The following is a 21,890-nucleotide window of genomic DNA, read 5'->3' on the forward strand; positions in this document are numbered from 1 at the left end:
ATTTCAATGTTCTTTTTGTATCTCTACTTATTAATTAGATTACTCTTTGAAAAGAGCACTTTAATCCCCTTACCCTTGATTCCTCTGCGCCTCTCTAAACTCCTCCTTCACCTTCTCTAACAACCCTTCTTCCGTAATTAATCGATACGCCGTATTTGCTAATGCTTTTGCCGATGTAATTAATGCTTTATCTCCAAGTTCTGAACGTGCTGCTTCTCTAAATTCATTCGTATGTGCAATTAAATCATCTGGTCCGATTTTAATGTACGGATGAATTGTCGGTACGACTTGACTTACGTTTCCTGCGTCGGTTGAACCGATCCCTACTCTTTCTTTACGATTTACATCTTCACCTAATAGTTCTAGTTCTTCCGCTACGATATCGTTATATGTTTTTGTTACGAGTAATTCATCGATTTCATTTTGGAATTGATGAATTTTTACTTTTGTACCTGTTGCTAACGCTGCTCCCTCAGCAATGTTTTTTACTTTTTCTGTTACTTCTGCACATCTTTTTCGCGTTGCTGCGCGGATGAAGAATCTTGCTGCGGCATAGTCAGGAATAATATTAGGTGCTTTTCCTCCCTCTGTAATGACGCCATGAATTCTCACGTCTGACGGAAGTTGTTGGCGAAGTGCATTAATACCGTTATAAAGCTGAATAACCGCATCTAATGCGTTAATCCCTTCTTCTGGCGAAGCTGCAGCGTGAGCTGTTTTTCCGTAAAAATGAAAATCAAGTGGATCGACTGCTAGTGAAGGACTCGTTGTCGCTGTTTTTCCGCTCGGATGAATCATAAGCGCCGCATCAATGTCTTTAAATAAACCTGCCTTTACATAACTTGATTTCGCGCTACCATTTGGCCCGCCTTCTTCTGCTGGCGTACCAAACACAACAACTTCCCCGCCAATTTCTTCAAGCGTTTCTGATAATGCAATTGCTGCTGCAACACTAATTGTGCCGATTAAATTGTGACCACACGCATGGCCTAGTCCTGGTAAAGCGTCGTACTCCGCTAAAAATGCGATTGCTGGTCCTTGTTTTCCAGAGCTTTTTCGCGCGATAAATCCCGTTTCATGTCCAGCTATATTGTGCTGCAACTGAAATCCTGCACTGCCTAGCAATAAACTTAACGTTCTAGATGCATAAAACTCTTGGTTACCAATCTCTGGATTCGCATGAATATCATGACTTGTTTCTATGTACTTTTCCTTATTTCTTTCGATACTCTCTTCAATTGTTTTTCTTTGTGACGTTACTCCTGTCGCTCCCATTGTTCTTCCTCCTTTTATTTTCACGTAAAAAAGCCTCTTTCTAAAAGATAGAAAGAGGCTTCTGTATATACAGTCAAAATGAGCTTCTTTCTTATCTTTCAAGTTACCTTGCTGGAATTGGCACAGTATTCATAACGAATCCGCTGCCGAGGTATCATAGGGCCAGTCCCTCCACCTCTCGTGATAAGAATTTTCATAAAATTATATTAAATTATTTTTTATTCTAAGTTCATTCCAAGTAAAAGTCAAGGAATTCCTATCCGAATTTACCGAATATCTAAAAATCCTTTTAATACACCAATTGTTTCTGGTGCTTGCAGTCTTGCACATACGTACGGAAATTCCGTGCTACCTTCAAATATCATTTGAGATGTGAGCGGTGCGCCTGCCCAGAAGATTTCATCATCAATTACGATAAACGGGAATGCTTTATTTTGTCTTTGTAACTTTACATTTTTCAGTGGAACTGGTCCATCACTATAAACTGTTATCTGTGCATTTGTACGCATTAACGCTTGCCATACTCGCTTATCCACTTGTTTTGTACTTGGAAGTGAAATAATAATTTTTCGTTTTGCGGCTAGAATATCTTTTAATAGCCCTTTCGGCTCTTCAAGATTCATTTCCATAAACCAGCGTAAACGTTTCGAAATTTTCCGTTCCCACAATTGTCTTGATGTCGTGCGATCATACACATCTCCATGACGTTCTATATGAGCTGTTAATTGCGATAACGCTTGTTTTCTAGAAAGATTTTTACGCATATAATGGCAATCTGATAATTGAATGAACTTCCCTCTCGCCCTTGTCACTGCTACATTGACGAGGCGATGGTTTTTGTGATCAAAGAATAATACGCCAGGTCGTTCCTGCGGATAACTGTCAACTGTATCAAAGATCATCATATCTCTTTCAGAACCTTGGAACTTATGAACTGTCGCCGCTAAAACTGGTATGTTTTGATATTTCGTTCTCTGCAACATTTCTCTAATACACGTCGATAAAAAGCGAGACTGCGCCCTGTAAGGCGTCACAACACCAATGGATTGAACACCGTCTAACAGTCCGATCAACATCATTTGCATCGCTACTAAACCAGACATAATGTTAAAACGTGAACCAGAAGCAGCGTCTTTTAACGAAAAGGCTCCCATTTGACTCGTATCAAATAAAACGCTCGCCTCATTTGCGAACGGTTGCAATCGCGCAAGTTCTTTACGTTCTGAAACAGACGGATGGTCATAAACTCTATTTTTATAAATAAATGAGTTTGTAAACTTAGATATATCCGCATGCATACGTCTTTGTTCCTGCAGCATAAACAGGTTCGGATGTGCTTCTAATTTATTAACAGACTCAACAATCCCAGCATGGTAAAACATATCTTCCCCAAGCCATTTGCGAACGAGTTCATGGTTCGCCATCGCAATTGGAGGTAATTGTAAAAAATCACCGCAAACGACGATACGTTTTCCAAGTGAAGCAGCTAATGCGATTTGCGGAACGAACGCCATACTCACTTCATCTACGACAACTAAATCGAATGTACGCTCATAAATAAGTGAATCAATGGCACATTTCGATAAAGTTGCACCAATTACTTTCGCATTTTCAATATACTCTTTTTCTACTTCTTTAATTTTAGCCTTTTGCTTTCGAAGATCACTTTCAATCTCTTGTATACGCTTCTTATCAGCAGATGTTGCTTTATACGATAAGATTTTTTCACGAAGATCTTGTCGTGTCTCTTCTAAATAGAGTCTTTCCTCACCCCAAGATCCGTTCGTCGTTTCAACTAACTTAGATGCAAGTAACGTTTCATGATTTCGTATATGTTCATGCTGACTATAACCGTAACGAACAATTTCGCCAGGCGTCCATTTCTTTTTCTTTTCAATTTGCTTCGTTACTTCACTCATTAATACGTCTACTGCCGCGTTACTATGAGCTAACACAAGTACCGATTTTCCTTTTTGATAATGAGCCGAAATAATACGTGATAAATTGTAAGACTTCCCTGTTCCCGGCGGTCCCCATACGTACGTTGTCGGATTATAAAACGAACGATATGCCAGTTCATTTTTCGGATTTTTCATCTTCTCAATATGTTTCGGACTGCTCGTCCCATCAACAAGACGCTTTATACGATTACGTTTCAGCTTATCTTTACGTGCTTCTTTCAATCGCTCTTGCAGTTGCTCTAAAAGTTGCCACGGTTCACTGTATAAAACCGCTTCTCTTATTTCACCTTGTATATAATCATTTAATTTCAGTTCTATTTCTAATCCATGTACAGATAATACTTCTCCTGTCGCTTCCTCACCATCGAACTCAATTCGAATTGGTGAACCTTCAGGTAAGCTTACTTCCGAAATAAGCTGAAATATATACACTGTATTCTCATAATCTGTATATAAAAAACGACCGTTCATGATAGAAATTTTACTACCACCTATCGTTTTCCAATGTTTAATTTCATATGCTAATGCATAATGCCACTCTTTCATCGTTTCTGATAATGAAGGAGTTTGAGTAGTTGTATTCATCGTATAATCTCCTTCCTTCTCCCCAAACATACTTTCTCACTATACCATACAACACGCTAAAATTTGTAAGGTTTTTATCTTGCTTATTTTCTTAATTTTCAATAATATATTGTATATAATTTTCAGAAAGAAGGAATCTACATGCCAGTTAGAAGAATTGAACACGTAGGACTTATGGTTGCAAACTTAGAAGCATCTATCTCATTTTATGAAGAAGTAGTCGGCTTACAGCTCCTTAAACGTATGGGGCACCCGAATCCAGATTTAAAACTCGCTTTTTTAGGTGTGGAAGAATCGAAAGAAACGATACTCGAACTCATTGAAGGCTACAATTCTTCCTTGCCAGCAGAAGGAAAAGTACATCACATTTGCTTTAAGGTAGATTCATTAGAGGATGAAATTGAAAGAATACAAAAACACGGCGTAACCTTTTTACTAGGAGAAGAAATCGAAACATTACCAGATGGAACACGTTACATATTCTTCGCTGGTCCTGATGGGGAGTGGATTGAGTTTTTTGAGACGGAGAGATAAAGGGAAACTTTAGTCAGCCCACAATAAACGGGATAATAACTTTATGATCCACATAAGGAGTAGAAACTGATGAATACAGTTTTTATTATCGTTTTTTGGTACTTATACTATTGATGTCATGGGGGTATTTTGCAATTCAAAAATGCTGTTTACTTATAGCAGTATCTTTTACGAATGCAAAAACAGCCAAAATACGCAAGCAGTTCCGCATAAAAACTTGCATATTTTAGGCTGTTTAATTGTACTCCTTATTTTGTTAAAGTTACCCGTCAATTCAATTCCAAAGACCTCAGCTGACGATTAACTCAAGTACCGATTTCGGATGACCCTCATGTGATGAAGTTCGTGTTCTGTATCCGCTACACTATCTGTAGCAAAAGTTGCTATCTCATTTTCTTCAACACTTGACAAGGTAACACCTTCTTTTCAAATTCAAAGAAAAGTTTTTATTTTTCAGCATAAAGCATTATAACTCAACTGTTTTCATACAAAATTTTATAAAAAAAAGAAAAGCGAGGATCCCTCATATCCCCGCTATATCAATGATGTATAAAATCCTATATAAGAGATACATAGACAAAAAACAAGAACCCCTGTACATACAAGGATTCTATGAAATTATTTGCTACCGATAATGGGGCGTTGTGTTCACTATATACGAATATCATATTCATCCAAAATTGCCCTTATTGATGGTACAATTAAAGTCTTGGAGGGGGATTATGGGAATTATTTTATATTTTGCATTTTATTTTGGAGTACTGTTTCTTATAATTGGTACTGCATTAGTTTTATTTATTATGGCTGCATTACCAAAAATCTGGAGTAAAAATCTATCATTCGTAATGATCGGTTTAGGGATAAATATACTTACTATTCCGTTGTCTTTTTTTATAGGTGGGATGGCAACAGATTCTCCTGATAGTACTAGGTTAGATTTTTGGAAAGGATTTTTCTTTATTCAAAAAATACCGCTCTTTTTACTGAGCTTTTTATTATTTTTAACTGTGGTGTTGTGGTTTATTCGTAAGAACAAGAAAAAAGTAAACATATAGAATTTCAAAACGACTTCCAATAACAAGAATTATGTAAATAAGCTGTCCATGTGGACAGCTTATTGTTTTTTTGCTTAGCGTGCAAAATTCGAGTCTTGTTGGCGGTACCCCATCGCTATCAAGCTAAGCTCATACAACATCAAAGTCATTACAGCTCCATGAGTGCCTAATACTACTTTCTGTCCTCGGTAGGTGTTTAATAATTCTTTTAAGACTTTTATAGCACGTTTCTGACAGTCGATATTAGACTCTCCTCACGTTAAAGCAAATTCGGGGTCTAAGTTAGGGTTTTTACTTCCAAAAATATCTTAGCGTATAAGGGGATAGGAAACAATTCCCGGTATTAGGGGCCACTCTGGGATGTGATTACAAATAAAAAAGAACTTTATTCAAGTCCCTTTAATCTACGATAAAGATCGACCTAACTTACACATGTAATTTGTCATATTTGTTTAAAAATCAAATATATATTCTCTACACCCCCCAGTTATCAGTAGGTCATGTATTTAAAAATCTAAAAAGGTCCTTTTAGATTTTCTGAAGAGACTTTTTACTTCAATAAAGTATAATAAAAGCCGTAGGAGTTTAATGCCTACAACTTTGTAAAAGGATCTTGATTCACTATAAAATATCCTCTATAGATTTATTCTTAAAATTTACTTTTAACTTGATGTTAATGTGACGTAACCTTAAATATTTAGAAATTTAAAAAGCCCCCTAATATTGTTAAAGGGGCTTTACTCATACGAATGATAATTTTTATAAATAATTGCTAAATAGTGAATTTACATAAATGCTTTTAGAAGCTCTTGAACTAATGGGATTGCTCCACCTATAAATTTTAAAACTGCCATTGCGATTTCCATATTATTTCCTCCTCTTTTGTTAATACTGGGATGTGATTAAACTTTATACCCTTATTATAGTAAACGCTTACATTTGTAACAATACATTTCTGTATGCAATATTGCATATTTATACATTTTGACAATATTTAACCTCTATTAGTCATTCTTTAATGGTACCATAACGAAGTGAGAGTCTTTAAGGGTTCTCCTTAATAGGAGGAAATATGGAAAAAGTTCAAGGTATTTATAGTAATGTAAAATTTAAAAGTTGGTTTAAACAAGTATTAGCTGTAGGAGGAATATTAGGATTCTGCTACTTGGTGTTATATGGTTTTTGTTTTTTAGTTGATATGTAAATATTATACAACGATACTAGTGGAGTCTTGCCTACAGAGGTAAGACTCTTTTATTGTACTTGAGATGAACAAACTACATACAATAGCTTTCAGGTTCTTCAGATTTCTCTGTATGGTTCTTTGTTCCTCTATGTTCTAGACCCACTATTTCCTATCATTGAATATAAATGAACTTCCATTTATATTGAAAATACAATTTTATTGATAAAAAATGTCTTTTTACTAGATACATATTAAAAAGAAAAGTATAAGTTGTATTCCATTTCGGTACAATCTTTTTATCTTTGAAAAGGACTTAAATCTTATTAATAGATTTGAGTCTTTTTTGTATACATCAATCTCTATATAACCATATAAATATAATATATTAAAAATAATTTAAATGCAAGAATACTTGTAGAGGAACCGCCAGCACTTCGAAAAAAACAAGCTAAGCCAAAAAATACAATAAGCTGCCCATATGGACAGCTTATTTACATAATTTTCTTTATGGGAAGTACACTTAAGACCATTTTTAACTTAATAGGAGTCTAATATCTCAAGTTTCTTAGCTAATACCCAGCTATTTAGGCCTAAAGATGCATAAATATTGTAATAAAAATAATTCCCGTTTATCAATGTTTCCTATAATTCTTTAATATCTTCATAGAACATAGGCCAACCTTGCATTAAGATATTATATAGACGGAATTGTTTCTAATGAAATGAGACCAAAAATATTTCAAAAGGTACCATTAATTATTTAATGCTTTAAAAATGCAATTTTGAACCTTTCGAAGCACTAAATTAGATAGATTTTAATAAACTTCGAACTTTGTCTGCATCAGGATCTCACAATTGAGCCTGAGTAATTAATCCTGTCAACATAGCAAAAGGGTCCTGATTGAAACAAACTCTTTTATGAGTTTTACAAGAGTAAACTTTTAAACATATAATTACATTTCTACTATTTATTTTACCACTTGTACAGATACTGGTTTCCACCCCTGATTCTCTACCCAATCAATATTAACCTTATATTTTTTATTACTTTGTTTATCTCGTACATTACCGTAGGCTTTATTATTACCATTATTTCCAATAAAATCGAAAATCAATTGGCTCTCTGGAACATCAACAGCATAAGAGATTGCTTTTTTCATCTCACTCCAATCTACTGTTCCTTCTTTAAATTTCATATCAGGTTTTGCTCCTTGCTCTGTACCAATTGGCTTCCATGAAGGATTAGTTTGAGGATCCTTTTCTTGAGATACCGTTTTTTCTTCCTCTTTATTTTCAGTTCCGTTCGTTTTTACCGATTTTTCTACTTTTTGTTTCCCTTCTAACTGTGCTGCTTCTTTATCTTCAGTTTTCTTCTCTTCTATCTTTGCTATTTCTTTATCTTCAGTTTTCTTCTCTTCTATCTTTGCTGTTTCTTTATCTTCAGTTTTCTTCTCTTCTATCTTTGCTGTTTCTTTATCTTTAGTTTTCTTCTCTTCTATCTTTGTTACTTTCTTTTCTTGAGCAATTGCTTTCTTTGATGTATTAGAAGGGGTAAACAACTGGTATGTCACTATACCAACTGTCACTAATACCAAAGTAAATGCAATATTAAAAATTGCCTTTTGACGACGATTCTGTTGTTTTTCTTGAAATCTGCTTACTTGTCCCATTCTTCAAACCTCCGTTTTTACTTTCTCCTCTACTCTTTATGTATTATCCCTAAAATTCTTAATATTTTTATTAAACAATAGAAATAAACTACACTTTCCATACAGGATTTCATATCATAATATAATTTGTGTTTTTTCAAGTATCTGACATATGTTATTCAAAATAGTTTAATACATTAAAAATTGATAAGCTTCTGCACTTAAGAAACCTTCAATTTTATTCAAAGGTGATTCCAATTACGTCCACATTAGATCTCCTGTAGAAAGCTTTTTAACAATTAAGCCTCTTCTTCCCTTATTTATAATTTTTAAATTAAATTTCCCTCTATAGTATAATAAAGATGTTTCGTTTTCTAATGGGGTATGTCGTAAAATCAAAAGAGATTTTATCTCTTTTACCTTCTTTTCAGAGTAAATTTCACCACTAGGAAATTCTATTATTCCTAATGTAATCTTTAATTCGCTCTCATCAAAAGTCCACTCTTTATTAAGTTCTCTTATCTTTTGTATAAAGCTTCTTTTGGTTTGTCCTATATAGAGCAATGTTACATTCTTAGCAAATACTCTAGAGATTGCAAATATCCCCTTCTTAGAAGCTTCTTCCCTATTATAAAAGTCATTTATACTATACATGCCATACCACTTAATATGTACTGTTTCTATGAATCTCACCTCGTTTTTAGACAATATTATAATTTCTGAATGTTCAAATTATTATAGGTACATATGCTTGATTACTTGAATTATAAATTGTGCTTTTCAATAATACATTTTATTATTACTAATTTCAATAATGAAAAAAAATACAATACTATAGTTTAATTACAAAGCTGTATAAAAAACAAAGTGATGTCGTGCCACATATTTTCTTTTTTTACAATATCAAACTATCGTGAACAAAATTTTAAAAGTTATGGAATAAAAATACAATGTGTATGTACATACATTTCTATTAATTGAAGAAACCTTCTTAATTGAGGTCGTACCCCAATTAAGAAGAAAAAGAGTAGAAATTTAATCTCTCTACGCTGTTAAAATTATTCAACTCCCAAAAAACTGTACATCTTCTAGAGATACTAATTTTCTAGTTTTGATGTTTTTATAGTGCTTGAGAGTGATATTATTCAAGCTTTTTCATTGAGAATGCATAAATACAAACAAAACCAGTAATACATCTTTTCTGTACCGTACTGGTTTTGTTTAAGATCATCTTAAATTATAGCTAGTTCACCGAGATTGCAAATTCCGATTTCGGTGCCCCAGCGAATACGATTGTTCCGTTCTTCGGAAGTTCCACCTTGTTATTGCCACTCACAATGGTGAAGTTGACGCAAACTCCCTTCTCATCATACACCGCAAATGAACCATTTGATGGCAGCGTCACGGTCATCCTTTTGTCTGTTGCCGCTTGTGGAATTGTAAACCATTTCGCATGCCCATTTGCATCCAACGTAACTTTGGATGATTGGCCTACATCAATTGGTTTTACATTAGATTCACTTACGTATAACAATCCAGCCATCTCCATATATTCATTGCCGCCTTCTGTATAGAAATGCGTTTCCGTCGTATCACGACCATTCATCACGGGTACTTGAATCTGATGCACCGCGGTGTTCGGACCTGTAATTTTTCTGCCATCCCAATAGCCTGCTGGGCCTTCCTTGCGAGTAATTTGAGTACTAAGATGTTTCGACTGAACAAGATATTGAATAGAACTAAATTTCTCGTTTACACGATAAAACTTGACACCTTCCCTCTTTGCCCATGCAGCAGCGGTTTTCTTCGAAAGCACGTTATCTTCTAGTTTCTCAGCTAAATAGTGGGTCATCACACTTTGCCCTAAACCTGGATGAGATTTATATGCGCTCTCCTTCAAATAAGTTCTTCCATTCTTCTCGGTTACGAAGTTGAGCTTGGAAGTACCCCCCTCATTAATAAAGCTTCCATCAGCAGTATATACATATTTTTCTTCTGGATTAAATGGTAAGAATAGTTCACCGTTCTTCGTAATTTCAATCTTGAAATGAGTTTCGCTATTACCATAAAATCCAGCTTTCTTTGCTACGCCTTGAGGCATTTTGACTTTGACCGGCTTACCAAAGGATTTGTTCGGCTTGATTTCCTTAATAGTACCTTTTTCTTTAAGCGTAGCGAGCAGCAATTCAGTTGCCATTAGCTGATTTGTAGAGCTCCGTCCACCGGATGTCAATACAGCCGCTGCTATTTTCTGTTCCGGAAGCACGACTAATATAGCATGTTGCAATGCCGTATCGCCGCCCTTAGCCAAAGCTTTGATCCTATATTCACTGAATGGGTATAGTTTCACACTATCCCAGCCAAGACCATAGTTAAAAATATTCTCGCTAGCCCCCGGCCACATTCCTTTTTTATATTCCTCTTGCTCCATTGCCTTAACTACCTTATCAGAGAGGATTCCTTTTCCCTGTCCCATAAATAGTTGTGAGAATCGCACCATATCTTCTGCCGTGGAAGATATACCTCCCGTACCAATAACATTCACCGATTCAATTGGAAGTTGCCCTTGGTACGCCGGGTAATATAGTCCAGCCCGATTTTCATCCCTCCATTTGTCCTGCGGCGTTTTCGTATGATTCATTTTTAAAGGCCCTGTAAAGTTTTGATGTAGAAATTCAGTAAAGCTCATACCACTAACTCTTTCCACCAAAATTTCGGCCAGCGTAAAACCATCGTTACAGTATACCGAGAAAGCACCAGGGTCCGCCTTCAAGTTTTGATTTGACAATTGCTGTAACAAAGTATCATGGGCATAGGTATCATTATCGTTAAATAAAAATGCATTACCTAACGTAGAACCTTGCAATCCAGAGGAGTGATTCAATAACATACGCGGTGTAATACGTTTGTATCGACCGTCTTTCATCTTAAAATCAGGAACATAGCGGACAACAGGAGCATCCAAATCGACTTTTCCTTCATCGACCAATTTCATTACAGCCGCTGTTGCATACATTTTACTAACTGAACCAATCCCGTATAAAGTATCTTTGGTTAGCGGCTTTTCCCCTTCCATATCGTTCTTGCCAGCCTGACCCGACAAAATAAGTTTTCCATTATCAATTAGTGCATACTGCACGCTAGCTGCCCCATGGGACTTCGTAAGTAGCTCCGCCTTCTCTGCTGCAATCTTCTTCAGTTCCTGACTAGCTACTTCTTCACCAGTTACAACAGTAGTCTTACTTTCAGAAAATGCTTTCGCTCCTGTTGGTAGAATCATAGTTACCGCTAATGCAGTGGCTAACACACCAGTTAGCTTATTTTTCATCACGGATACCTCCTTAAATAATTGATCGTTTTCATCATTCATTTGTTTAACTATGAAACTATGATAAATTTTACCCGTTTTTACTTTTAGACTACTTGCTAAATTCAGCAAGTAAAATATTTTTAAAAGGATCAGGAGTATCAGCTTTAAGGCTGTTCAAATTGACTGCCAATGTATGCTTGCCTCCAAGTGTGCCTCCAGCAAAAGTTAAAAAGCCAGGAATGGTTCCTCCATGCCCCCATATCGATTCACCGTTTGAAAGCTTCATTTTGAAAATTCCAAGCCCGGAATCACCAAGCTCATCTACTCCTGTAGGGACTGTTGTAAGCATTTGCTTTAGTTGCTGTTCTTTCAATAACTTGCCCCCAAGTAAATAAGAAAAGAATTTGTTTAAATCATCAGCTGTAGAAATCATATCTCCGGCCGAGCTCCCCATACTTGGGTTATAATAAGTAACATCTTTTGGCTCACTTGCTCCGTCTAATTGGATATATCCACGGGCATGCTTGGTTCCTGGAATGACGCTTGAATTTCCAAGTAAGAATGTATTCGCTAATTCAAGTGGTTCAATAATTCGATTTTCAATCTCTTCCGCATAGCTATTCCCAGTTACTTTTTCAATAAGAATTCCTAGTAATACATATCCTGTATTTGAATACGACCAGCTCTTTCCTGGAGCAAAATCTGGAGGCATGGATATTCCCATCTTTACTAATCCTTCAGCAGTATAAGATTTTTTTGTATCCATCATATTAAAATCCTTTGACCTTGTGTAATTAGCGATACCACTTGTGTGATTCAATAATTGCCGGATAGTAATCTGTTTATCATCATATCCATTTCCTTGAATGACACCAGGCAACCATTTTTCAATAGAATCGTCTAGATTTAGGCGGTTTTCTCCCGCTAATTGAAGTACAACTGTTGCAGTGAACGTCTTTGTCACGCTGCCAATCCGAAAACGAAAATCTGTTTTCATTGCTTTCTTGGTACTCAGATTAGCTACACCAGCCGCATAACTCCATGTTTTTCCACCCTCAGAAGTTTTAGCAAGTATCCCTGGATATCCTAGTTTCAATGTATCCCGCATTGCCTCTTTGACGGAATTACGATCTCTTTGGGTGCTTGTTTGTAACGAACTAGATACATTTTGAATGGACTCCGCTTTTACATTTGAGGTTAGAGGTGTATAAAACAGGGAACCTCCAATTATTAATAGAGCTAAGCCTGTACATGTAATGTGACTATGCTTTTTCATCAAAATAATCCTCTCCCCTATTCATATTGTATAAATGGTTATTTGCTGTTTGGAACTAATCACACAGCTTTCTTCTTAACCCACTGCAAAAGGACGACATTGAATTTGTAATGTCTCTTTTCCTCCAAACAAGTCTTATTAATTGATTTGTTTTTTATAGAAATATATAGTATTTTTCTCCTCTCACTCTTCTTTACATTTTCATCTTACACAATGAAAATCTCTTTTTTCTTACCTCTTCCTTACAAATTCCTTACGTTCAAAATCACTTTTATAATTGATTGTTTTTTATGCGAGCCCCCTCACCATCAATTTAAGAATTAAAAAAGAGGGGATTATCCCCCTCCTTTTTACGCTTGCTCCGACTGTCGGAATTATTTAATAAAACCACGATTCAACTTAGTTAACTTTTCATTGATGTTAAAAATTCTTACTCTAATATCTTTAACACCAGCTGCTTCAAGTCTGTTCTTGTGCATTTCCGCGTATTTTTCAGCATCTTGTTTTTCTTCAAATATATAAATGCCTCCAGCTTCTTTTGTTTCTTCATTCTCAGTCCATATTTTCCAGTGGAATCCTTCTTCTTCGTTAATACTATTTGCTAAATCCCAAAATCCTTTTTCCATTTCTTCACCAAAAGGACCTTCAAACGGAAAATCAACTTGTAATAAATATGCCATTTTCACTCACTCCTATTTTTAATATAAAATTCTTGCCATTCTTTTACTGATTATGATCCGAATGATCGTAATGTCTAAATTCGTATTGCTATTATTATTCAAGCACTAATTGGAGAATCCCCCCTATTTGTAACATAATCACAAAACGATAGTAACTTGAACGCATAAAGTGAAAGTTTAATAGTTTTCAGTTATGTTTAAAAAATATGATACAAACTTACCCCTAAACTAAGGACAAACAAAACAAGCGCAGGTATTGCTTTCTTAAAAGGATCTCTCGCTAATACAATTAGAGTTAATGCGGCTGCAAGCATCGTACCGCCTAATAACAATCCTGCCCATAAAGCTACTACTGGAATCCAGATTCCTATCAACATTCCAATCGCTCCTACAATCTCAAAAGCTCCAGTTAAGAAATTAAAAAACGAAGGTAAACCAAATCGTTTGAACTCATCTGCCATTTTCCCGGATATAATTTTCATTCCTGTCATTAAAAAGAACAGAAACAACACTACTTTTACAATATTGATGAAAATTAAAATAGTAATCACACCTTTCTTATTATTTGATAAAAACTCAGTATTGTTCAGGTAGTAGTCACTACCTTTACCCTATTTCCTGAGATCACCCGTATGGAAGTCGCTTCCATTTACATTACCCTTCTCAATATTAAAGGGCCGAAAATTATGTGCTATAGCATATATAATCCAAAAATTTGACTGGTACTAAGCAAAAAAATGAACCTGAATCAGATATGATACAAAATAAAGTTATCTTCCCATTCGTCCAAACGAAAAATATATGCTATAGCATATATAATATCTAAAACAAAGTTTGTTCCTTATGAATAGCATAGCATCAATAAGGAACAAATATTAATAGTGTGTATCATACAATTTGTTTAATAGCGATTGTAATACTTTAATTTCTTCCTCGCTCAAATTACTCGTAACGAAATGGTGAGCGTCTTTCACTACAGGCAAGATTGTTTTCTTTAACTCGTCACCTTTTTCAGTTAAAAAAAGGTTATGTGAACGCCTATCTTGGTCATTCAAAGCCTTCTTTACAATCCCTTTTCTCTCCATTGACTGTATCATTCTAACAACAGTAGTTTGATCTTTATCAATAGCTTCCGCCAACTCTTTTTGAGTAGTGCTCCTTTGGCTACAAAGAACACTAATAATCCCCCACTGCTCTGGCGTAACTCCATAAGGCTTTAATTTCTTCGTAAAATAATTGGTCATTTTCACATCAGTACGATGAACAAGATAGCCTATTAAATCATGTAAGTTCATATATCACCTCTATAAATTAAGATATAAAAGGATATAGCATACCAGTCAATCATTCACAATGAATGTATTTGTTTCACCATATATATGCTATGGCACATATATTAAAGTAGATTATTTTAATTGTCAAATGATTTACCTATTATTTTTCGAAAACAAAATCGCACCCTTAGATTATAGCAGGAATAACTAATCTGACGTATTTCTCTGGCGATTTCTCCCCTGTCGTTTTATGATATTCTAATAAAATTTGATAAAATATGGTATCTACAGACTGTCAAACACCTTTCAAGATACCTCATCCAGTTCTTGCTGTTGCAAGATAAACAGCATATAATCCGTTAACCACCCACATTAGCAACGAAAACATAAAGAAAAGGCATTCCAAATATGAAACACCTTCTTTCGTTTTATAAAACCATCCACTTAAATCTATTTTACAAATATAACATTCAACACGCTGAAATCTTCTATTTAACGTAATCACTCATTTAACTAAAAAACTTAGTTAATTGCACAATGCTCTTCTCACTTTTCTTGCAAAATTTAGTGGATCATCAACGTCTTCGATATTAACGTAAATCAAATTTGGATCATCACATAACCACTCATTGTGTATAGACGAAACAATTATTCCTTGTTTAATAATTGTCGCCACAAATTCAGTGACTTCTTTTTGTAAGAGTGCTACTCGGCCTAGGCATAATGCCCGTCCAGTTTTATTGTCTCGTGATTCGAATGAAAAGGAAGTTGTTACTCTAAAACGTTTTCCCAAGATTGTTGCTCGTATTTCATCCCTGTTTATTGTTGCCACGCATTTCCCACCGGCGAATCCTTCTTGCCCGCCGATAATTCTTGCAAACTGTTGACAAATTAATTCATCATTAAACGCCATACCTTTAATCATCCCCCCTTTTACTGTTAGGTTATGAATGAATACATAGGTCTGAAACGGTAATGAATCTAATCTATAAAAAAAAAATGATGACAATCTACCGAAAGCTATTAGCTCAATTATTCTTGATTATTTAAATTAACTCGGCTATATATGTTAAGACATTTTTAAAGAGCATAAAAAAGACACCTTAAGGTGCCATTCTCCGATTTGAGAATCATATCTATGTATGGAGAAATTTAGAATAGAGAAGCTTCTAACTATAATTTATAGAGCTCTTATGCCATTAATTACTTACATACATATTTCCTTATTTACCGGAAGAAGAATTCCAATTATATTACTTTCTGATTAGTCTCGTTAAAGCCATACCAAGAAATCCAGCGCCCATCCCTATTAGCCATCCATTGTGGGCATCACCTAACATAGACCCCACTCCTCCGCCAAGAAACATGCAGCCAACAAATACTAATCCTCCAATTCCCCAATTCGGCCGTTCCATAATTCAATCACATCCTTTCAATAAAACATATGCGATTAGCTCCCTCAACTTTCTTCCATAGGATAGTTCATTATTTTGCTTAGGTTTAGCGCTTCAAGGAATTCATAAGATGTGAAGCTTGAGCCATTTATATAGATTGTAGAAGTATGAAGATTTTCCACATTTCAAAATAGTAAAGTATAAACATGAAAAAACTCCTAACAAATTTTGTTCGGAGTTTTTTCAAATACGCGATATTTATTTAATCTTCATTATTGAGTTCTATTGTACCTGTTCTAGCACTAACTTTTAAAATATTTAACAGATTATCAGGTGTCTTGATTTCCACTTCATATTCAAATTTTGATTGTGCTAAGTTGTCATCTTCTAATTCGAATTCTTTTTTCACATTAATAATTTCTCCATTTGTATGAGCTAAAGAAATTTCACGAACTTGTTTCTCTGTGTAGTTTTCATTCTTTTTTGCATAATTGTAACCCATACCATAATATCCACCAACAATAGCAATACCACTTACTAAAATAGCAATTACACTTATAATTATTTTCTTTTTATGTTTTAACATTTTCATCCACTCCTTAATGATTAATCATCTATTCCAAATCTTGCTTCAAGTGCATTTTCTGCTTGCTCTAATTGATCTTCCAGTATATCGTGTTCTTTTTCTTGCGTTTGATATTGCTCAACAGTTATCGTTCCAGCGTGATAATCTGCTTCTAGCTGATTATCAGATAGATCTATCTTGTCATCCAATTGGTCAATTTCTTTTTTTGCTGCTAAGTACGTATTTAAGTTATCTTCTTTTGCTCCAACTGGTTTCGTGTTATTTGCCTTTTCTACAATAGATGAGACTTCGTTTTTGAAATCTTGTATTTGTTTCTTATCATTTGTAGCAGCTTGTGTTTTGTTTGGTTCTTGTTGTAGTTGAGCGACTTCTTTTTGTAATTTATCATTTTCCACTTTCAGTTGTTGTACTTCTGTATTGTTATCAACTTGAGTAGAACAAGCTGTTAAAAATAAACAGGACATTGCTCCCATCAGCATCCATTTTCCCATTCTGTTTTCCTCCCTTTACATGTGCACCTTATCCTTGCCTTTATATTACCGAACAAACATTAAAGGAAGATTAATGTACAAAAAAATAAAGTGAAGGCTTTTACAGGCAGTTAATCCCTACCTAACTCCCTCGCATTCACTGAATTTTGAGGGAGTAGTCTTACTGCCCGTTAATGCGGGATAAAATGATATAATTAACTAGTTTCTAATCTTTCTTTAATGTTTTGGAATTATAGTGATACATATTAATAAGAAGAAAAGGAGAATGTTAATGCGAGTTCTTATTGTCGAAGATGAACAAGACTTACAAAATATATTGGTGAAACGATTAAATGCAGAACATTATAGTGTCGATGCATGTGGGAATGGAGAAGATGCCCTGGATTATATAAACATGGCTACCTACGATTTGATTGTCCTTGACATTATGATTCCCGGAATAGATGGTTTACGCGTATTACAAAGATTACGCGCGGACAATAATGCAACTCCTGTCTTGCTTCTTACAGCTAAAGATACAATTGATGATCGTGTAACAGGACTCGACTTAGGTGCGGATGATTATTTAGTAAAGCCGTTTGCTTTTGATGAACTGTTAGCAAGAATTCGAGTGTTAATGCGAAGAAAAACAGGAAATACATCTAATGTGTTTGAAATCGCTGACCTAGTGGTAGATTGCAATATGCATAAAGTAACACGAGGAGACCAAGTTATCACTCTTTCCAGTAAAGAATTTGCTATTTTAGAATATATGATTCGTAATAAAGAAGTTGTGCTGACACGAGATAAAATTGAGCAACATGTGTGGAATTACGACTATGACGGCGGCTCGAATATTATTGATGTTTACGTCCGCTATCTTCGTAAAAAAATTGATAGCCAGTTTGAAACGAAGTTAATTCATACAGTGCGCGGAACTGGTTACGTATTGCGAGTAGAATCATGAAAAGACTATCAATAAAAATGAGAGTGACCCTGTGGTATACGGGGCTAATTGTAATTATTATGGCACTCGTGTTAGCTTTTATTTTAACTTCTTCAGATAAAGTTTTGCTTTTTAATATGAAAGATCAATTAAAGAGCACAGTAAAAGAAAGCATGGAAGATATCGAATATAAGCATGGGCAGTTAAAGATTGACGATGATTTTGAAACCTTAGAAGATGGAGTAAATATAAGCATTTATAGTAAACAAGGTGAGCTGTTGGTAGGACATAGTCCAACAAGCTTTAATAAAAAGATATCGCTTAAATCCGATGAAATACAAACCATTAAAGACGGCAATAAAGAATGGATAGTATATGATTTTCTCCATAATGCAGGCGGCGATGAGCAAGTCTGGGTTCGTGGAATAATGACTATGAACCAATTATCCTCAACGATGAATACGCTTATCGTGGTAACAATCATCTCATTCCCATTACTTATTCTTATTGCGGCATTCGGAGGATATTTTATTACGCAAAGGGCGTTTCGACCTGTGCAACAAATGAGTGATTCAGCCAGTAAAATTGGTGATGGTAAAGACCTTTCGAAGAGAATTAATTTACAAGGTTCACCGAAAGACGAAATGTATCATTTAGCACAAACCTTTGACAAAATGTTTGAGCGATTGGAGACATCATTCGAAAGTGAAAAACAATTTACATCTGACGCATCTCATGAATTAAGAACACCAACATCTGTTATTATTTCGCAATGCGAATACGCTTTATCGCAGAGAAATAATCCGAAAGAAATGGAAGAATCGTTAGAAGTAATTTTAAAACAATCACGTAAAATGTCCGCTCTAATCTCACAACTCTTATTATTAGCACGAGCTGACCAAGGAAACCATAATACTTTCCAATTTGAATGTATCAATATGAGTGAATTAACGGAAATCGTTGTAGAAGAGCTTTCATTAATGGTTCAAGAAGCTTCGATTGATATAACAACTAATATAGAGGAAGACCTATTTATTAAAGCAGATCAAACATTGATGATGCGTTTATTAATGAATTTACTAACGAATGCGATTGCTTATAGTAAAGCGAGCGGAACTGTGCATATGCAACTATTCCGTGATGAAATCAACATAATAGGTAAAGTCTCCGATAATGGCATCGGCATCAGCGAGCAACATATTACTAAAATATGGGACCGCTTCTATCGAGTTGACGCAGCACGAACATCTTCAAACATCGGAAACACAGGTTTAGGATTGTCGATGGTAAAATGGATTGTCGAACTACATGGAGGAGAAATTACGGTTGAAAGTAAATTAGGAGAAGGCAGTACTTTTACATTTAAACTACCAATTGAAAAAAGAGCATAATTTATACGTGTCTGTCGCTTCAGAATAAAGATTGATTCAAAGGCTCTCTACAATCCTTATGTAAAAATAACTGACGCATTTTAAACATCATCGATTTTATCATTTTGGACAACCTATTCTGTTAAATTAATATACATGCGAAAAAACTATCAAAATAAAACCCCAGAAATCCATTGGTCTCTGGGGCTTCATTATATATTTAGCTCTTTTTGCTTTTTGTTTTGTTTATGTCTATACAGTAACTTTCGACTTATTAGAGAAATCACTAATAAGGTCAGAATTAATAAGATAAGTTGCATAAATGATAAATCAAAATATTTAGCACCTGTAACGATTAAAAGTGTAGAAATCGTGCCTTTTACAACGAAAAAAATAATAACCCATAACCCGCCTTTTTTCCAGTTCATTTTATATTACCCTTTCCTACGTTTAAATTCTTAAAATATTTAATGATAGTTCGTAAATATGACAACTTAATAGAAATCTATTATATTAACAAAAAATTCATGTCTAATTAAATGCGACGATTCTATATTAAGTGAAAATGATATTCATTGTCAATTTTATTGATTATTTGAATACTTATTCTTAATCTCTTTCTACTTTGTTTCTTATAAGCAATACACTTTTATATTCAAACAAAAACACCTCCATTACATTTGCACACTTAGTATGCGAATGCAAGAGGTGTTTTTTCATATACCATCAGGTAAGATTTCCTACTTTGTTTATTTCTAGATACGTAGCTATTTTTTAGTACACAATTACTGGATCATACGTGTTCAAACTATCATATACAGTTTTTGCAACATTAGGAAGAAGGTTCACACACCCACCTGATCCTCCTGTTAAATAAGCATTATTTCCCCAGTCTTTTCGCCAGCCGGCATCGTGGAATCCTTGACCGCTATTGGTGAATGGAACCCAGTAATCTACTTTAACTGCATAATCAGCTTTCCCTACTGCGCTACCTCTTAGCGTGTATGGTGTTCGTTTGTATAGGACGTACCACACACCTGGTGATGTATCTTCACCCGTGCTATGTTTACCCGTTACTACATTTGTTGTAACGACTAATTTTCCATCTTTATAAATCCAAATTTGTTGCTCTGCAATTGAAACTTCCGCATACGTGTCTCCGATGCCATTATTCGCTGTTGTTTTATAACCGATACCTTCCTTCTCCCAACCATTTCCGTGAATATTAGAAGCAGAAAGCGCCTTTTCGCCTTTCTCAAAGGCTTGTTGAACTTGTTTAGTTTCTTTTTCAACATCTAGTGCCCAGCCGTAGCCTTGCCCTTTTACTGATATAACTGAACCGGAATGCGTTTTAAATGAGAAATCTTTATTTAATGTTGATTTGGCATTATTAATTTCAGTAATTTTATTCTTAATGTCACTCGCATCAATTGTAACTTTCATATCCTTTGACATAGAGGCATTTTGAATTAAATCTTTCGCTTTTAAAGGATAAACTTCATCCTGCACTTTATACTCAACAGACTGCCCAAGAAGATTCTGTAGTGCTTTCTCCTCTTTTTTGACAATCGGATCGTCTTCTTTAATAGGTTTTATGTATGCAGACTTCAGATGAATTTCGCTTTTATATTTTTGCTTATCGTAATCTTTCAGTAGACTAGTAACGTCATACTGTTTTCCTTCAACACTTTTCGAAATAACAATTTTCCCTTGTTCTAGCTTCGCCATAGCATCTTGAGGCGCTTTTAATTTTTCATTCATAGAGATGAGCGTTTCTTCTACAAGTTTTTTCATCGTTTCACTACGATACTGATCTGCCTTCTCTGGTAGCAATGAATAATTTTCTCCCTTTGAGGAAGGGAAAAATGTCCACTGACTTTTTAATAGTTTCTTAACTTGAGGCAAATCTTTTTCCGTAAGTTCCGTTTTTGTATCTTTTTCATCTAAAATTTGTTGTTGATCAACATAGACTTTGTTTGCTAGTCCAGATGCCTTTAATTTCTGTATTGCCTGATCAGCGCTCAGACCACCAACTTTTGTGTCATTAATTGTAACATTCGAATTGAAGTGAGTTGCCTGATAATAACTCATTCCCCCAATAAGAAGTGCAATTACACCAATACCCACTGCGATAAACTTCCAATTTGTATAACGTTTTTTTGATCTTACTCGTTTTTGATCAATTTCTTCAACTGATTCATTTGTTGTATTGTTGTTCATCAATCTTTCCCCCGTATGCATTAACGTCAAACGATTTTCAACTAAAATCATAGACTAGTGTACCTTATTTTTCCTAAAATTTCATTATTTCCGACCACATTTTATCGCAATTTAATGAT

The 21,890-nt window shown here is 34.9% G+C and carries 20 protein-coding genes, 2 pseudogenes and 1 riboswitch; of the genes and pseudogenes, 5 read left to right on the top strand and 17 right to left on the bottom strand.

The window, feature by feature from the left end:
* Positions 1–69: 69 nt before the first annotated feature.
* Together ACW0JX_RS15470 and ACW0JX_RS15475 are read right to left on the bottom strand one after the other, a co-directional pair.
* A complete protein-coding gene (locus ACW0JX_RS15470; protein ID WP_000501365.1) occupies positions 70–1,275 on the bottom strand; it encodes a M20 family metallopeptidase in 1,206 nt (401 codons plus the stop codon).
* An 88-nt stretch (positions 1,276–1,363) separates the two neighbouring features.
* Positions 1,364–1,465: riboswitch (SAM riboswitch) on the bottom strand.
* A 76-nt stretch (positions 1,466–1,541) separates the two neighbouring features.
* Positions 1,542–3,851, bottom strand: a complete 2,310-nt coding sequence (locus tag ACW0JX_RS15475; protein WP_459244886.1) for an AAA domain-containing protein — start codon at positions 3,849–3,851, stop codon at positions 1,542–1,544.
* Positions 3,852–3,962: 111 nt separating this feature from the next.
* Here ACW0JX_RS15475 and ACW0JX_RS15480 point away from each other — a divergent pair, with 111 nt between their 5' ends.
* Positions 3,963–4,355, top strand: coding sequence for a VOC family protein (locus tag ACW0JX_RS15480; protein WP_001145268.1), 393 nt, complete (start codon positions 3,963–3,965; stop codon positions 4,353–4,355).
* 722 nt (positions 4,356–5,077) lie between these two features.
* Positions 5,078–5,410 carry a hypothetical protein gene (locus tag ACW0JX_RS15485; RefSeq protein WP_000511402.1) on the top strand — a complete coding sequence of 111 codons (333 nt, stop codon included), beginning with the start codon at positions 5,078–5,080 and terminating at the stop codon, positions 5,408–5,410.
* A 134-nt stretch (positions 5,411–5,544) separates the two neighbouring features.
* On the opposite strand, the pseudogene ACW0JX_RS15490 reads toward ACW0JX_RS15485, so the two are convergent.
* Positions 5,545–5,703: pseudogene (locus ACW0JX_RS15490) on the bottom strand (histidine phosphatase family protein); the annotation flags it as partial.
* Positions 5,704–6,195: 492 nt separating this feature from the next.
* Positions 6,196–6,383 (bottom strand): annotated as a pseudogene (locus tag ACW0JX_RS15495) (hypothetical protein).
* A 99-nt stretch (positions 6,384–6,482) separates the two neighbouring features.
* Between ACW0JX_RS15495 and ACW0JX_RS15500 the strand changes: the two are divergent.
* Positions 6,483–6,614, top strand: coding sequence for a hypothetical protein (locus ACW0JX_RS15500; protein ID WP_255255480.1), 132 nt, complete (start codon positions 6,483–6,485; stop codon positions 6,612–6,614).
* Positions 6,615–7,564: 950 nt separating this feature from the next.
* Here the strand turns inward: ACW0JX_RS15500 and ACW0JX_RS15505 are convergent.
* The 11 genes from ACW0JX_RS15505 to ACW0JX_RS15555 form a co-directional block, all read right to left on the bottom strand.
* Entirely contained in the window at positions 7,565–8,266 is a 702-nt protein-coding gene (locus ACW0JX_RS15505) for a YrrS family protein (protein WP_095690579.1), read from the bottom strand.
* Between the two features lie 237 nt (positions 8,267–8,503).
* Positions 8,504–8,938 carry a hypothetical protein gene (locus ACW0JX_RS15510; RefSeq protein ID WP_015055158.1) on the bottom strand — a complete coding sequence of 145 codons (435 nt, stop codon included), beginning with the start codon at positions 8,936–8,938 and terminating at the stop codon, positions 8,504–8,506.
* Between the two features lie 550 nt (positions 8,939–9,488).
* The gene (locus ACW0JX_RS15515; protein WP_459244887.1) at positions 9,489–11,573 is read right to left on the bottom strand and encodes a serine hydrolase domain-containing protein; all 2,085 of its coding nucleotides are present in this window, start codon (positions 11,571–11,573) and stop codon (positions 9,489–9,491) included.
* A gap of 91 nt (positions 11,574–11,664) precedes the next feature.
* Complete coding sequence (locus ACW0JX_RS15520; protein WP_459245788.1) at positions 11,665–12,831, bottom strand: serine hydrolase domain-containing protein; 1,167 nt, start codon at positions 12,829–12,831, stop codon at positions 11,665–11,667.
* Between the two features lie 374 nt (positions 12,832–13,205).
* A complete protein-coding gene (locus ACW0JX_RS15525) occupies positions 13,206–13,511 on the bottom strand; it encodes a monooxygenase (RefSeq protein ID WP_095690577.1) in 306 nt (101 codons plus the stop codon).
* 197 nt (positions 13,512–13,708) lie between these two features.
* Positions 13,709–14,059 (bottom strand): DoxX family protein, encoded by a 351-nt coding sequence (locus ACW0JX_RS15530; RefSeq protein ID WP_031312939.1) that lies wholly within the window; start codon positions 14,057–14,059, stop codon positions 13,709–13,711.
* 327 nt (positions 14,060–14,386) lie between these two features.
* Complete coding sequence (locus tag ACW0JX_RS15535; protein WP_001048563.1) at positions 14,387–14,806, bottom strand: MarR family winged helix-turn-helix transcriptional regulator; 420 nt, start codon at positions 14,804–14,806, stop codon at positions 14,387–14,389.
* Positions 14,807–15,311: 505 nt separating this feature from the next.
* Entirely contained in the window at positions 15,312–15,710 is a 399-nt protein-coding gene (locus ACW0JX_RS15540) for a DUF1259 domain-containing protein (RefSeq protein WP_000589729.1), read from the bottom strand.
* A gap of 328 nt (positions 15,711–16,038) precedes the next feature.
* Positions 16,039–16,200 carry a hypothetical protein gene (locus ACW0JX_RS15545; protein WP_043315290.1) on the bottom strand — a complete coding sequence of 54 codons (162 nt, stop codon included), beginning with the start codon at positions 16,198–16,200 and terminating at the stop codon, positions 16,039–16,041.
* Positions 16,201–16,441: 241 nt separating this feature from the next.
* Positions 16,442–16,765, bottom strand: a complete 324-nt coding sequence (locus tag ACW0JX_RS15550) for a PepSY domain-containing protein (RefSeq protein WP_000912131.1) — start codon at positions 16,763–16,765, stop codon at positions 16,442–16,444.
* 20 nt (positions 16,766–16,785) lie between these two features.
* Positions 16,786–17,256: a hypothetical protein gene (locus ACW0JX_RS15555; protein ID WP_088024236.1), complete on the bottom strand. Its 471-nt coding sequence runs from the start codon at positions 17,254–17,256 to the stop codon at positions 16,786–16,788.
* A gap of 271 nt (positions 17,257–17,527) precedes the next feature.
* Between ACW0JX_RS15555 and ACW0JX_RS15560 the strand changes: the two genes are divergently transcribed.
* Both ACW0JX_RS15560 and ACW0JX_RS15565 read left to right on the top strand, forming a co-directional pair.
* Positions 17,528–18,202 carry a response regulator transcription factor gene (locus ACW0JX_RS15560; protein WP_033695812.1) on the top strand — a complete coding sequence of 225 codons (675 nt, stop codon included), beginning with the start codon at positions 17,528–17,530 and terminating at the stop codon, positions 18,200–18,202.
* A complete protein-coding gene (locus ACW0JX_RS15565; protein ID WP_459244888.1) occupies positions 18,199–19,572 on the top strand; it encodes a sensor histidine kinase in 1,374 nt (457 codons plus the stop codon). The genes ACW0JX_RS15560 and ACW0JX_RS15565 overlap by 4 nt, the downstream gene beginning before the upstream one ends.
* 191 nt (positions 19,573–19,763) lie before the next feature.
* Here ACW0JX_RS15565 and ACW0JX_RS15570 read toward each other — a convergent pair whose 3' ends face one another.
* Positions 19,764–19,979, bottom strand: a complete 216-nt coding sequence (locus tag ACW0JX_RS15570; RefSeq protein WP_001104104.1) for a hypothetical protein — start codon at positions 19,977–19,979, stop codon at positions 19,764–19,766.
* A 346-nt stretch (positions 19,980–20,325) separates the two neighbouring features.
* The gene (locus tag ACW0JX_RS15575; RefSeq protein ID WP_459244889.1) at positions 20,326–21,771 is read right to left on the bottom strand and encodes a L,D-transpeptidase family protein; all 1,446 of its coding nucleotides are present in this window, start codon (positions 21,769–21,771) and stop codon (positions 20,326–20,328) included.
* Positions 21,772–21,890: the final 119 nt, after the last annotated feature.

This window comes from Bacillus sp. C-3-6 (assembly GCF_054509685.1).